Below are 13,285 nucleotides of genomic sequence, written 5' to 3'. Positions count from 1 at the left end.
TTCTTATTCTTGTGTGCTCCGTGCCTGCCTCAACTGGTTAGCTACAGCAGCATCGGCAGATGCCTTCGCTCCTTTCGTATACTGCAAATACTTAGCATCCAATTGCTCAGCGCTCAATGAGGAGACTGGCACACCCATAGCGATAGCTTTCTGAGCAAATGCAACCTTACCCTGATCGCCTGCCGCCCATTGCTGCAACCCACTGTCATCCTTTGCTTTCGGTTGCCGTTGGGGCTGCCCGTATGAATCTCTCACCTGCTGTTCCAACTGGTCATATTGTGAGTTAATCCCCGCAGCAGTTTGCGGATCTTGCGCCATTGGATCAGCTAGAGCCTTCGCTCTCGCCTTGCCAACATCCAGTAAGTCTTTACGCAGCCCTTTTGCTTCCTCGCGTACTGCTGTCTTATCTGGCGGATTAACCATGTCATTCAAGAACTTCGCCCGACCACCATAATTTAACTGGCCGACCATCTGGCTATAACCTCGAATTTCCTCCATCAGGCGAGGCAAGGCAATGGGCGCAATCGTGTCATTAGGATCTGTCGAGCCAAAGCGGGTCATTGGCTTGAGCGCGGTAGATCCATCGTTATACGTCACTTTTAATGTTGGAATGACACCCTGACCATCTTCTGTTAACCCGATATGCCCCAACTCTTTTGCCTTAATCGTCTTACCGGTTTCTGGATCTTTATCACCTATCCCACGCTGGATACGTGCTGATAACACGTTATTCATCACGCTGATAGCTGCTGGATCGTTATAGTCCATATCGCCATTGAGAACAGCGGGCATGATACGGTTAATCTCTGTAACGTCCTTGATGGCCTTATCGCCAATAAACCGTTTCGGGTTTAACGGATTATCCGGTGATATTTGATTAAATAACTCAGGATCAATATTTCCGGTTTTTTCCAACTGGTCATAGAACATTTTTATAGCAGGCATTTCGTCATTAATACGTTTCTGGCGCTTCGTCTCTGCCATCTGGAATTCATGCTCTTCTCTGCGCATATTCAGCTCTTGCGCACGCATACCTAACCCAGCTCGCTGAATTCCAAGCTGCTGACGTTCTAACTCTTGTCGTAAACCAAATCGGCGATCATCTTCCTTATCGCGGCCCGTTTGGCGATCAAAATTACGGTTGTCAGTTTCCTTGCCATAGTTAAATTGTTCTTGGGCAAGCCCAAAACGACGATCTTCATTCTTCTGCTGCTGATCAATCATTAACCGCCGTAACTCCGACTCCTCCCGACGCTGTAATGCATTATCCATCGTATTGAATCCGGCCAGAAAGCCGTCTGCCAGTCCTCTGACATCTGCCATAACGCCCTCCAATTAAAATAGTGAACCAGCCAGTAAACCAACGGCAGCACCGACGCCCATGCCTATAGGGCCGCCCACCGCTCCCATTTGAGCACCTAAATAGGCACCACCCGCCCCACCCAATCCGGCCATCATCCCCATATTGGTATTCTGTGCCTGCTTCTTCTGAGCCTTAAGTTGTTCGTTAGCCGACTCACGCTGCTGTTCCATTTCCGCCGACTGTTGCATACCCTGCAAACCCTGCTGGCGCGTCTGCGCCGCAATATCAATTAAGCCGTATCCCATTATGTTTCACTCCCAATGTTGAGAAGTTCACGCAATCCCGTTGAACCGCCAGTTAAGATGCTCATTTGCCGATCGGTTTCCGCGTCGCGTATCCCATTTTTTGCCCCCGCAGTGGCAAGTGCGGACTTAAGCCCCAGGCTGTTATCGCTTTGATTGGTTTGCTGAGTCGCCCCGTAGCGTGCTTGTTGATTGGTGGCACCGACCGTTGCCGTATTCAGTGTTTGCTGCTGTGTAGCGTCTGCCCTTGCTAACTGGTTATTCATCAGTTGGCCGTTAGTGGATAAATCCATCAGCCCCTGACGCTTCGGCAAATACCGCGCTTGCCAGTCGGCATACTGCTTGCGTGTGATGTCGGCAAATGTATCCGATGCGTAGCCCATGCTATCCCCCAATGTTTCTGAAACTTGTGCTCATGAATGGCGTATTAGACACACCAAATACACCACTGGAGCTACCGCCAGTTGGTGTTGGTGTTTTGCTCGGTAAGCTTGATAGCCCCTGGCTAACCAGTGCCCCACCAACCGCTCCGACCAGCCCTTTCGTCGCCTGCTGCTTGGATAGCGAACTCTGCGCATCCGAGATCGCTTTTTGTTGCGACGCAGTGGCGATCCCCTGATATCCCTGCATTGCCTCCGCTTTTTGCCCCGCTCCCATTGCCTGCACATCGTGCAAACCTGCAACATACTTATTCTGCTGATCGGTCTGAGACCGATTCGTTGCATCAATCGTGCCTGCCACTTGGTCGGTAGCAACATCCTTCAGCGTTGATTGGAATTTGCCGCTGCTGGGATCGACACCTGCCGATGCAAGACCATCGGCCGCTTGCCGCCTGGCTTTGCCAAATTCCTGTTGGTAACCAAGATTGACATCGCCAGCAATGCCGTCGTATTTCTGCTGATCGTTAAGCCCTTCCACCTTATCCATAAACAGGTTTTCATAGGGCTTCAGCTCGTTCTGATAAAGATCCCACTGTTGCCGCGCAACATCAGCCGCCGCCGCTTGCTGGGATGTCTCCTTTACCTCTGTACTGCCACCGCCACCTTTTCCCACGTATCACCTCACACCGATATTTTGAATTTCATTAGTCCGAACTCATCAGGTAGACGCTCAAATCCAAGCCGCTGCGCCACCCGGATGAACCCTTTTCTTGCCGTGTAGAACTCAGCCCAACGCCCACCGACAATACGCGTTAATTCCTGAACGTGGGGCAGCCAATAGGCCAATGCATCTTTTCTTGTGCTGACACCGAGCCACACCACCACATACGGGATTCCGTAATAACTTCGTGGCCGCAGAACAATCCGCGTATCATCTGTACCAAAGCAAAACGCCTGCTTTTTACGGCAGGCGCTTTGGATGTTTGTTATTAAATTGGGCTCTCGGCTGTCTATGACTACACGATTAATTGCTGAATTTATGTCCATTATGATTTTATAATAGTAAAAACTAAAATTTCTGGGGTCCCCGTCCCCCCTCTTCCGCTCGTTATTTTCAATTCAGTGTTTGCAGGAATAACCCCCTGAGCGATCTTATTGTTGTTCCATGGGTTTGCGTATACATTCATTGCATTCTGATCATTAAAGTTAACCCATACATTACCTTCACCAGTATTCCAAATTAAAACAACAGGTGATGAAAATATTGTCCTCTTAAATGGAACTGCCTCAATTATCGTTGTTTGACCTATTGTATGTGTAATTGGCCTGACTACATCTCCCTCCAAATCTTCAACATAAACCTTTCCCCGAAACTCCCCATTAGTTGCATAAACTGTCCCCCGAAATACCCCATTTTGGGCATTAACGGTTCCAGTGAACGATCCAGAGGTCGCAGTTATTTCCCCTTCTATCTTTGCATTCTTCGCTGTCATATTACCGTTCTGATCAACGGTAAAATTACCGCTTTCAATCCGAGCCGTTTTTATATACGGAGAAACAATCTCAATACCTGCCTTTACACTGTCTGCAATAATGGTTTGCGCGGACAATATTTTTATCACTGCATCTTTGGCGATCAATTCATCAATAACCACTTTGCCATCCACAACAGCAAAGGGGATCGCATAGGTGGTTTTATCGTTGGGATTATTAGGATCAAAGATAAAGAACTGAGCGGCTGATACTGCAACCTGGCTAATGGTATTTCCACTTGAATCCTGACCAGCCACAATACCAATCCCTGCCGTCACATCTCCTGCTTGTGCTTTCGCGCTCCACATTGCCCGATATGACGCTGAGCCATTTTTATCCATTTCAGTGATGGCTTTTGCATTTGTCTGCACCGCTGCATTGTTTTCTCTCGTTGCAGCCTCTACTTTTTCAACACGCTCTGCTGATGATGAAAACTGCTCGGATACCGACTGCGATAATTCCCTGACTGCTGACGCATTGGTTTGTGATGACGTTTCAACATCGGTTACCCGCTTTGCCATGGCACTGTTTTGATTACTAACAGACTCAGATAACGTTTTTACGTTTGAATCAACCGTACCAATATTTTTGGTATTTGTTTCCAGCTTTTCCGTCAGATCGGCAATCAGTGGCGACGTATTTAATTGCTCCTTAATCACCTCGATGATAGCCGCTGGATCGGGATGCGTTTGTGCATAGGTGCCTTTTGAATCATTGAATGCCCCCGGCTCACCCAGCGCATTCACGTGTCGTATCCAGTAGTACCCTTTCCAGTCTGGATCAACGGGGTCACCGTAAACCCCAGCCGCAGAGCTGGCAATCAACACCGCATTTGCCAGATTATCTTCAGGAGAACGATAGATTTCCGTCAGCGACCGGCCGCGATAATTAGGCATGTCCCACTCAAGCAGCACGTAAGCAAACCCGCCCGTCGCTTTAAAATTGGTGGGTTTGGTTGGCTTCTGTACACCACCGCCAGAATTAGCGCCTCCCGAACCATTACCAGGCGTCAAAGTAACCTTTCCGCCCCCGAGCTGACGCAGGTTAGCCAGACCAAGGGTCGCCAAATCACCATACGTCACCGCGCGATTGCGCCCGTCACCACGTTGGCCGGTCAGCGTTTCAACGTTCTCTAAAACCGCCGACTGGTCTTTGCCCGCTCTAAACTTTGCCGTCATGCTGTCATTTCCTGCATCGATGTAGCTAACGTAATTCTGTCTACCGGCACGCTGCCGTAGACTTCAACCTGCCAGCGTTTACCGCGAATGGGAGGCAGCTTAACTAACGACTCTCGCAGGCTGCCCGGCGGCAAATGCAATGCTGAGCGGCCATCAACATGCAGAATGACGCCGACGTGCGATAACGCATTGCTCATGACTCGCAGGCAGGAAAAGGCCGTATGCGCTGGAGCCAGATATTGCTTCGAGCGCCAGCGCATATTCAGGTTGAAAGCGCCATCATTGAACGTATATAACTGCCGTCCTTTCACGATATAGAGCGTGTCACCCGCCGGATCGTTATAGGCTGTATCAAACGATGTCGTGATGTGGCGAATATCCATGCTGGCAGGATCGAAAATAAACCCAGCCACCCCGTTATCTGTGTCATAGAGCGCCAGATATTCGTTTTCCACGCGCCAGGCTCGGATCGTTGTCGGATTGAAATCTTTCCGCCACTGCTTAGCCTCAACGATATTTGCCGTAGCAATCGTCGCCGCACCATCAGCACTGATAGAAACCAGGCCATTCGGCGAGGCATACAACGCGAAACCATCCATCGTTACCATTGAGTGGCGTGAGACGCAGGACAGCGCGATCAGGGAATGCGTTGACGTGATATTCGACGGTGTGATACCTGAAAAAATATAGGGGATACCTTTCGTGCCAACGACCAGCGTTGTGCCTACTGGCGCGATCGCCACAACATCATCCTGCGTGGTCTGCTTGTTGCTGTCTTTCCATGCGTAAGGCAAATAGGCTTCACTGAACATCACCTGATTGCCTTTAAACCCAGCAGCAATGCCGTTAGACATCATGCACAAACCGCTCATACCATCCGGCGGCATGTAATAATCGTAAGTCTCCAGTGAAGCGCTAAGCTGAGCATTTGACAGATCGTCAACAAATACGCCGACGGCAATATCCAGTTCGGCCACCAATAAGAAATCCGCCGCCTGACTACTGGTCGCCGATCGATAAATCCGGCGTTTGGTGATGTTGTTGTTCTGCTGTCCGGGTGGTTGCAAATTCAGTTCCACTGAACTCCCAGAATACTTTATCGTCAGCTCCGCAGAGGCTGGCCCCGGCGGCCCCTCTTCACCATATGCCGTAACGTAGGTTTCAGTGTAGAAGCGCGTTTCATCATCCGTTGGATCATCTTCTTCTACGTCAGTTGGCGGCGTGATGGTGCCAATGACGATCGGGTTGGCAGGCACCGGAACACCCAGACGGAAAAATGCCGAGGGATAATTGCCGTTACCGCCCGTCGCAATCTGTGCAGAGGTGACCTTCGGAAATTCATCGTCGGTGTAATAAACGCGCCCATAATCATCATTGGCGACCGGACTGCGGATTGCGTCAACAATCTTATTCCAGGCAAACCAGAAATTATCGCGATAGTGGAAGATGGTTTTGGGCTTAAAGGCAAAGGTTTTGCCCTGATCGGTATCATCCAGCATAGGAGTGATAACACCATGCCGAAAGTGGCAGCTCTCCGCCACCGTCGCGTTAGATTCAGGCAAAAGGTGTTCAACAACGCGTGGCATCATTCCGCGCATTGTGGTGATATCAATGGTCGCCATAATGATCCTGAGACAGAAAACAAAAAAGCCCCGCTTTTTAAGGCGAGGCTTGGTATCTTTGGGGAATTTAGCGCGTATCTTTCACCTACGCAATTTAAAAGGATTGAATATGCACACCATTGATTATCACGGAACGACAATCTGCATTTTGGACGACAGCGACATGCTGACTGATTGCCCAATTGGTGCCTATGCAGTGATCGAGGATTCAGGGTTTTATGTCGCTGTACGCGTCGGTGAAAATGACGCGCCAGCGATTCACACAGATCCAGTAGAAACGCTGGAGAGTGCGCTCGATATCATTGCTGAGTAATTAGCGTTTTTTGCGTGATCAGGTAGGTGAGACGCTATTGCAGTAAACGTTGCTGTGGCTGATTGCTCGGGTGGCTGGCACATATTGCTTTTCCTCGCGTGCAGGCATCTGTACACGAACCGTCAGATAAGTACCCAGCGGAATGTCTATCAATGCTCGGTCTGGCCACTCTTCAGAATCCCTCTTCTCGTTATATGGTCGATGATCGAGGTTTAGTCTGTTCTGCGCAAACGGCATCGCGTCACTGTGAACACGATGATACGTGCATATTATCAGTGAGCCGTCCTCTTGTACTTCGTAGTCATTCCAAATGCGCTCGTAACCATTCCGGCATTTCGGGTTCGTAATTCCGCCATCTTCGCCGCCCCATGCACGATCGGCATTTAATCCTAGGCAGCCAGTAATTTGATAAACGCCCTCTGATAGCCGCGTTGTTACAACACCATCGGATTCTGCATTTAACTCTGACGAGCCATCGGAAAATAGTTTCACTATCGGGGAGGCTGTTTTGAGGAAACCGTTGGCGTCTACAGTGGTATTACCTGAGTGTTTTATAAACACGGCTGGTAATGGTGTACTATTAAACGTTTTCTCCAACACGAAATTGTTGAAATTTCCACTCGTCATATTGTTATCAACAATAGCCCATCCCCAGTCAGAGGCGTCTGTACCGGGCTGTCCCCCTCGATGCCGGATACTTAGAAACGCTTTCCATTCCCCGAATATCGTGCAAGAGCCCGCTGACTGTTCACTTCTCAACATATCGTAATAGGCGCTAACTGAAGGATAACCCTCAGCGGTGGCGTTACGCATAAATCCGTTGGGTGCCGGGAGATTTTTGTCATTCCACGGCTTAGACCACCCCGCCCAATTTCCGTTTGAACAAATGTTCGTCGCTTCATATGCAGGAATATTATGAGAGCTAAAATATAATGTACCGTAGTTACTATTCAACCCTAGTATCCATAAATACTTACCCGAATCGGCTCCTGCTGGGCCAACCGGAGCGTTTGCGTTATTTCCCTGATGTGCGGAATAAAAACCAGACGGTCTACTCGATGAGAAAAACTCGTAAATATCAACATTGGGCGGAATTGGTACAGCAACACCGCCAATTCCAAATTCACCTCTAGACACAGGATTGGGAAGATTCTTGCTGTTCCAATCAACTGTCCAAGAAGTCTCCCACGCACCTTGTTGCACGCTAATAGAAGCGGTTTTCGCACCGCCTGTAGTAAAACCAATTGCAAATAAGGCACCATAAAATTCACCATGGGCAATCGGTTCCCAAGACAACAATACGTCTGCAAAATCAGGTGGGCGGTTGATTGCTGTTTGATTTGCCCAATATAATCCCGCCGGCCTGTCCATAGTGAAATAATCAAACAGGTTAACGTTTGAACCTACATTAATTGCCTTACCACCCCACCCGAACTGCCCCTTAAGCATGGCGTTAGCCAGTGTTGCCTGAGCATTTCCCGCAGCTGTCTCTGCTGCATTTTTTGCAACAAGCGCACCATTGGCTGAATTGCTAGCAGCATTAGCTGAAGCCGTCGCCGCCGCACTGGCTTGCTGAACTTGAGCCACCGCCGCGCTGAGATTTTGGGCATACTGTGCCGCCTCATCTCTGGCAGCAGCAGCGGCACTCGCAGCCTCTGCCGCGTTAGTACCCAACACCTGCATCGCAGCCAGCTTTGCCGCTACGTCAGCCTGAATCTCACGAAAATAGACAATAATCGCTGGCGTAACGGCCTGCTCCATCGCGGCCAGTTTTAATAGTTCGTTGATCGTCGCTGGCGTCGATTTCTCATTAATAGAAACGGAACCATAGACCGAATTGTAACCATCACTCTGGATTGAAATGGCGTACTCGCAGATCTCCAACGGAATAGCGTAGTTGCCATCCTGATCGGTCATGACAGATGCAGAAAAACCGTTCAATACCGAAGGTCCGTTGGTCAGCGCGCTAAAGGTGACTTCAGCACCAGAAACAGGGACACCAGCCGGATTCATTAATACACCACTGATTAATACACTCACGCTTGCGAACTCCCGTTATATTGCGCCTGCTTTTTCTGCCCGGCGGCGGTATCAGTTTGTGATTTGACGCCCAGCAGATCGACAAAAGTTTGATAGTGCTGGGATGACAGCATCGCGTTATTGCCGTTTTCTGCGTCTTTGCCATAGGCGCGAAAAAGGATGAACTCAAGAACAGGGTTAAAGTACAGCTCATCAAGGGGGAATAACCGGGCGTTCTGCGGCGATAGATCGGCAATAGTGGCAGGTGAAGGTAAGCGCGCTACGTTGATTTCCAATTGAGCACCAGCCAGTGCGCCGGGGAATACAAAGAAGGTTTTTGGCATCTGCTCATCGTAGCAATAGCGCTCAATCGGGCCCGTTATGCTGTGCCAATCGGGATACTGATAATCGAGCGCATCACGCGGAAACGGCTGAATAGCACGCCCCCCAACTACTCGCGTAATTTCCAGTAAACGTATCGCGCCATCGGGTAAGCGTTGCCGCGTACCAGGATCGCAATCGAATGTCTCAATGGATGCCCCGGCATCTGGCCTGATGATGATGATGGCGTTAATCGCATCATTGTAATAATCCAGCAACTCGGATTTAGGCCAGCGCAGCCACAGCGAATCCAGCAACTGTGAGTTTGCTCTGCCGATAATGTCGTTAATCGTTGTCATTAGTAGAATTCGTGTTTACGGACTGGATTGTGGAAACCGGTTATCGGGGAGTTATCAAGCGCATCACGATAGGCACGTCGATAACCATCGGTGAAGAGGGATCTGAAATACGCCGCTCGCTGCGGATCGCTCCACGGCTTACCCGGCATCAGGTAGAGGTCTTCTAACGCACCAGAAGCAATAACATCCGCATAATCGTCAGCCAACGCATCAGGCACACTATCCGCAGTGCGCCGCGGCTCTACGGCAAAAACAATGGCGATGCGGCCAAACGGCCGTGTAGGCGCAATGTGATTGGCTGAAATCACGGTAAAGTCTACGCCAGCAATAAGAACGGCCGGCTCATCAGGGTTGCTAGTATCGGTGACCAGTAAGCGCTTGACGCACTTCACTTCCAGACTCTCCGTCAGCGTGAGAGTTACACCTTGCTCAACCTCTGTCAGCACCAGCGATTCACGGCAAAACAGCGACTCACGGCAAAATGTGATAGCGGCTTCCAATGCAGATTGCCGCATCATGAAATCTAACGGCCCGCTAATATGCTTACGGATCGCTGGCAGAAATGCGTCAAGCGATGCCATTACTCAGCGCCCTTTGCTTTGACAGCGTCACGAACGCGTGCGCGGAAATCATCAACTTTTTCCTGAGCGCCTTGTTTCAGATCCGCCAGATCTTCCGCTTCAACCAGCGTCGCCAGTTGGACGGATGTCAGTTTTGCCAAATCGACATCATCGTTACCGATTTTGACCACCCAGCTATTCGCTTCAGCTTCAGCCTTCTGGCGTACCAACTCTTCCGCCGCCAAATGGGCTTTTAATTCCTCGTCTTCCGCAGACTGTGCCAACACCGATTTCACCTGGTCTTCACGTACCCATACGGTAGGGAACTCCAGCAACTGGTGAGCAATCCCGCTTTCAACGTTGACGGGTTTAAGGCGGGGAAAGATCAGGCGGCTACCTGTCACGGTATCGCGCTTTTTGTCTTTACCACCGATGTACACAACAGAAATATCTGTCATTCTTGAATCCTCATAAAAAAGCCCACCGAAGTGGGCTGGATAATGTTGGAAGCGGCTTAGTAGCCTACCGCGACATATTTCACATTGACGACCAGACGACCCGTTGCGGCACCGCCGGCAATCGTGGCGGTAATTTTCTCACCGCTAGCCGCCGTGCTGTACGGCACCACGGGTACAGATTTCGCTACCGCATCAGCATGGCTGGCCGCCGCGACAAGCGTATGTGTACCGCTTTTTACTTCCACTGTTACGCCAGCACCTAATGCTTCGCTGACAAGATCAACAGAACAGATACGCATACCGATCGGCATTTCCAGCAGTTCGACAATATCGCCGGCGGCTGCGGCAGCCAGCACAATCTGGCTCTCTGCCAAAGACAGATTGCCCTGTGGACCTTGGTACACCGCGTCACGCATGGACGGTGCTTGAATCGTTGCCATAAAATTTTCTCCTGATAAAGCAAAGCAGCAGGCCGCAACCTGCTGTTATGAGAGGGATTGAGGGGATTGATTAACGCCCTGTGGAGATCGCGGAATCCACGACGATGATGCCGTGGTCGCTCATGCGGCCATCTTTCTGCTGGAAGCGGATTTTCTTCAGGCCGTTAATCCAACGTACTGAAATCTCAGTACCGTTACCATGATCCACTTTCTCTTCGTGGTAACCGAAGTGACCACCGCCCTCGCCCGTGCCGTAAGCATTCGCCAACGCCTGACCGCCCAGCAAGATAGCGCGGTCAATGGTGGTTTTTGCTTCTTTCAGTGCAACGGTGGCAGCCAGATCGTTGTTAGATACGGAGACCTGAGAGCCAGAATTGAAGCGGATCGGCATCCCTGTGTACTTGCGCACCAGAATGTTTCGCCACATTGCGCACTCACCTTTGAACAACGGGTGATCGAAACCTTTAGATCGCTGAATAACGCGTGACAACATCGCCTGCCAGTCTTTACCCGACGTGGAGGTATACCAGTCATTCCACTGGCGCGGCGTGACGTTCAGGACGTAATACGGATCGTCGTTCGCCATTTCGTCTTTCGACATTTTGACGGGCTGGAGCGGGTGCGCCATTTCATCGATAAACAGAGAAAGATTATCGACTACGCCCAAACTGAAGATATCGGCAACATCCAGACTTTCAAAACTGGTCGCATCACCGGCGTAAAAATGGCGATCGTAGGTTGGTGGCAGCACATCGTTAATCATGATTTTGCCGAACTCACCATGCCCCGCCAGCGGCAGAATGGTGTCATCAGCGATGAAATCACCGCGTGCGCCCGCCAGATGTACCGTCGCGCACTGATCTTGCAGATCATTGAAGTACGTGCCCAGCAAGGTGCGTGCGGTTTTGTTCAGATTGTGCTTATAGCGCTGCTCTGACATTTTCCCACCTGCATCAACCAGGTGACGGCCCTGATTAATCTTGAGTGAGAAATCCGCGAACGCGAGGTTTTCACCACGCCCTTCCAGCTTCGCATCGCCCATCGTCGGGCGCTTGCTGAGTTTGTGGACGATCTGCATATCCACTTCATCGCCTTTCTGCTTTTGCAGATCGGTAATACGCACCACTGGCGCGGTATAGCTGGTTTGCTTCACGCCTTTTTTATCCGGCGTTACCGCTTTTGGTGCTTCCTGCTGTTCCGTCATGATGTTAACGAATGAGCGGTTGCGGTTGGCTGCGGTGAACAGCGCAACCTGCATCAACTTATTCGCCTGAGCGGAGGTAATGGTAGTCATGTTGATTCCCTAAAAAAGAAAACCCGCACGCGGCGGGTTGGATGATGTGAGTAGGTAACGTCAGATGGCTTGTTCTAACAGCGCTTCAATCTGCGCATCGGTCATGCCAGCAAACATCACCTGCAATTGGTCAGGATCGGCATTAGCCGCCTGCTCCAGTGGCGATGCAGTATGTTGCGTCGTTGAACCGACATCTGACGGTGACGCAGGCAGCTGTGACGAAGCGGTTGCTTTCGCCAGCAGATCTGCTGCTTTTTGCTGAAGCTCTTCGGCGGTCGGTTGCTGTTGCGCGGCTTGCGTAGGCTGTTGAGGTGCACTCTCCACAGACTCACCATAGGCGGCGCGGGTTCGCTTCACGACTTCACCGAATCGTTCATTTAACGGTTTGTCTTTCCACGCGGGATCAAGTTTGAGTGTTTCATCGATATGCACCGCCAGTGTAAAGCGGTCTGGATCGCTATCTTGCCAGTTTTTCAGATCTGGCGTGGCATCCAGTGCCGCAACCACAGGGTTGTCATTAACAGGTTGAGAAACTATAGGGGCTGGCTGCGCAGATTGTAAGTATTCCACTTTCTGTGTCAGCGCATCAAGCACACTCGCCACTTCAGGGAAACTCTCACGCACCGTCGCGATCTGCTCTGGTGTGATTTTAGCTTTTTCCGGCAGCTGCGCAGGCTGTAAACCAGCATCGTTAATCTGGCGCGTAAAGACTTCCAACTGTCGCCGAGCTTCAGCCAATTCTGTAGAGGTTCGCTGATTCGCTTCTGTCAGTCGCTGCTTCTCAGCACGCTCTGCCTCCAACACGCCATAAGGAATGGTGTGCTTACCGTCCTTGCTCAGAATGCTTTTTGCGGGGCCAGTACCTTCATCAGAAACAGTCGGCTGTTGCGTTGTGGTCACCTGTGGTTGTGCAGCTACGCCCGGCGTCAGCGTGGTGGTATCGCCCTTATTTTCCTGCTGCCCATTCAGATTATCGGCGGTAGCTTGTCCGGTATGGGTTACCACACCTGCCGCCTCATCAGAAATATCCACATCGCCCAAGCCATTCAACAATGCTTCCAGCTCTTCAGCTGTTTCTTCGCCTGTTAAATTATTAATATCAACACTCACGTCATTACTCCTGCATGTCTATTTGTCGGATAGATCCGAAAGGGAAAAGGCGTATCGCTGCCCATGCGAATAAGCGCTCTAACAAAAACGCTT

15 protein-coding genes are annotated in these 13,285 nt (G+C 50.6%); 1 reads left to right on the top strand and 14 read right to left on the bottom strand.

Annotation, left to right across the window (positions count from 1 at the left end; translation table 11 throughout):
- Positions 1–3: 3 nt before the first annotated feature.
- From NAL19_RS09505 to NAL19_RS09475, 7 genes are read right to left on the bottom strand one after another with little or no spacing between them, the layout of a single operon-like run.
- Positions 4–1,323 carry a DUF4670 domain-containing protein gene (locus tag NAL19_RS09505; protein WP_263059527.1) on the bottom strand — a complete coding sequence of 440 codons (1,320 nt, stop codon included), beginning with the start codon at positions 1,321–1,323 and terminating at the stop codon, positions 4–6.
- Positions 1,324–1,335: 12 nt separating this feature from the next.
- Positions 1,336–1,608, bottom strand: a complete 273-nt coding sequence (locus tag NAL19_RS09500) for a bacteriocin (protein WP_261877775.1) — start codon at positions 1,606–1,608, stop codon at positions 1,336–1,338.
- Positions 1,608–1,988, bottom strand: coding sequence for a hypothetical protein (locus NAL19_RS09495; protein ID WP_263059526.1), 381 nt, complete (start codon positions 1,986–1,988; stop codon positions 1,608–1,610). The genes NAL19_RS09500 and NAL19_RS09495 overlap by 1 nt, the downstream gene beginning before the upstream one ends.
- 1 nt (position 1,989) lies before the next feature.
- On the bottom strand, positions 1,990–2,658 hold the full coding sequence (locus NAL19_RS09490) for a hypothetical protein (protein WP_263059525.1): 669 nt from the start codon (positions 2,656–2,658) through the stop codon (positions 1,990–1,992).
- Positions 2,659–2,666: 8 nt separating this feature from the next.
- Entirely contained in the window at positions 2,667–3,032 is a 366-nt protein-coding gene (locus tag NAL19_RS09485) for a hypothetical protein (protein ID WP_263059524.1), read from the bottom strand.
- Positions 3,032–4,696, bottom strand: coding sequence for a DUF1983 domain-containing protein (locus NAL19_RS09480; protein ID WP_263059523.1), 1,665 nt, complete (start codon positions 4,694–4,696; stop codon positions 3,032–3,034). The genes NAL19_RS09485 and NAL19_RS09480 overlap by 1 nt, the downstream gene beginning before the upstream one ends.
- A complete protein-coding gene (locus NAL19_RS09475; protein WP_263059522.1) occupies positions 4,693–6,318 on the bottom strand; it encodes a hypothetical protein in 1,626 nt (541 codons plus the stop codon). Before NAL19_RS09475 ends, NAL19_RS09480 begins: the two co-directional genes overlap by 4 nt.
- A 109-nt stretch (positions 6,319–6,427) precedes the next feature.
- On the opposite strand from NAL19_RS09475, the gene NAL19_RS09470 reads away from it, so the two are divergent.
- Positions 6,428–6,631, top strand: a complete 204-nt coding sequence (locus NAL19_RS09470; protein WP_263059521.1) for a hypothetical protein — start codon at positions 6,428–6,430, stop codon at positions 6,629–6,631.
- Between the two features lie 18 nt (positions 6,632–6,649).
- On the opposite strand, the gene NAL19_RS09465 is transcribed toward NAL19_RS09470, so the two are convergent.
- From NAL19_RS09465 to NAL19_RS09435, 7 genes are all read right to left on the bottom strand, one after another.
- Entirely contained in the window at positions 6,650–8,671 is a 2,022-nt protein-coding gene (locus NAL19_RS09465) for a prophage tail fiber N-terminal domain-containing protein (protein ID WP_263059520.1), read from the bottom strand.
- Entirely contained in the window at positions 8,668–9,330 is a 663-nt protein-coding gene (locus tag NAL19_RS09460) for a DUF6682 family protein (RefSeq protein WP_263059519.1), read from the bottom strand. The genes NAL19_RS09465 and NAL19_RS09460 overlap by 4 nt, the downstream gene beginning before the upstream one ends.
- Positions 9,330–9,911: a hypothetical protein gene (locus NAL19_RS09455; RefSeq protein ID WP_263059518.1), complete on the bottom strand. Its 582-nt coding sequence runs from the start codon at positions 9,909–9,911 to the stop codon at positions 9,330–9,332. The genes NAL19_RS09460 and NAL19_RS09455 overlap by 1 nt, the downstream gene beginning before the upstream one ends.
- The gene (locus tag NAL19_RS09450) at positions 9,911–10,348 is read right to left on the bottom strand and encodes a hypothetical protein (protein ID WP_263059517.1); all 438 of its coding nucleotides are present in this window, start codon (positions 10,346–10,348) and stop codon (positions 9,911–9,913) included. The genes NAL19_RS09455 and NAL19_RS09450 overlap by 1 nt, the downstream gene beginning before the upstream one ends.
- A 56-nt stretch (positions 10,349–10,404) precedes the next feature.
- Positions 10,405–10,788 (bottom strand): hypothetical protein, encoded by a 384-nt coding sequence (locus NAL19_RS09445; protein ID WP_263059516.1) that lies wholly within the window; start codon positions 10,786–10,788, stop codon positions 10,405–10,407.
- 70 nt (positions 10,789–10,858) lie between these two features.
- Positions 10,859–12,082 carry a N4-gp56 family major capsid protein gene (locus NAL19_RS09440; RefSeq protein WP_263059515.1) on the bottom strand — a complete coding sequence of 408 codons (1,224 nt, stop codon included), beginning with the start codon at positions 12,080–12,082 and terminating at the stop codon, positions 10,859–10,861.
- 60 nt (positions 12,083–12,142) lie between these two features.
- The gene (locus NAL19_RS09435) at positions 12,143–13,192 is read right to left on the bottom strand and encodes a hypothetical protein (RefSeq protein ID WP_263059514.1); all 1,050 of its coding nucleotides are present in this window, start codon (positions 13,190–13,192) and stop codon (positions 12,143–12,145) included.
- Positions 13,193–13,285: the final 93 nt, after the last annotated feature.

It is taken from the genome of Pectobacterium sp. F1-1 (assembly GCF_025643735.1).
Classification (GTDB): Bacteria; Pseudomonadota; Gammaproteobacteria; order Enterobacterales; family Enterobacteriaceae; genus Pectobacterium; species Pectobacterium colocasium.
This window is presented reverse-complemented; position numbering and strand designations above follow the sequence as displayed.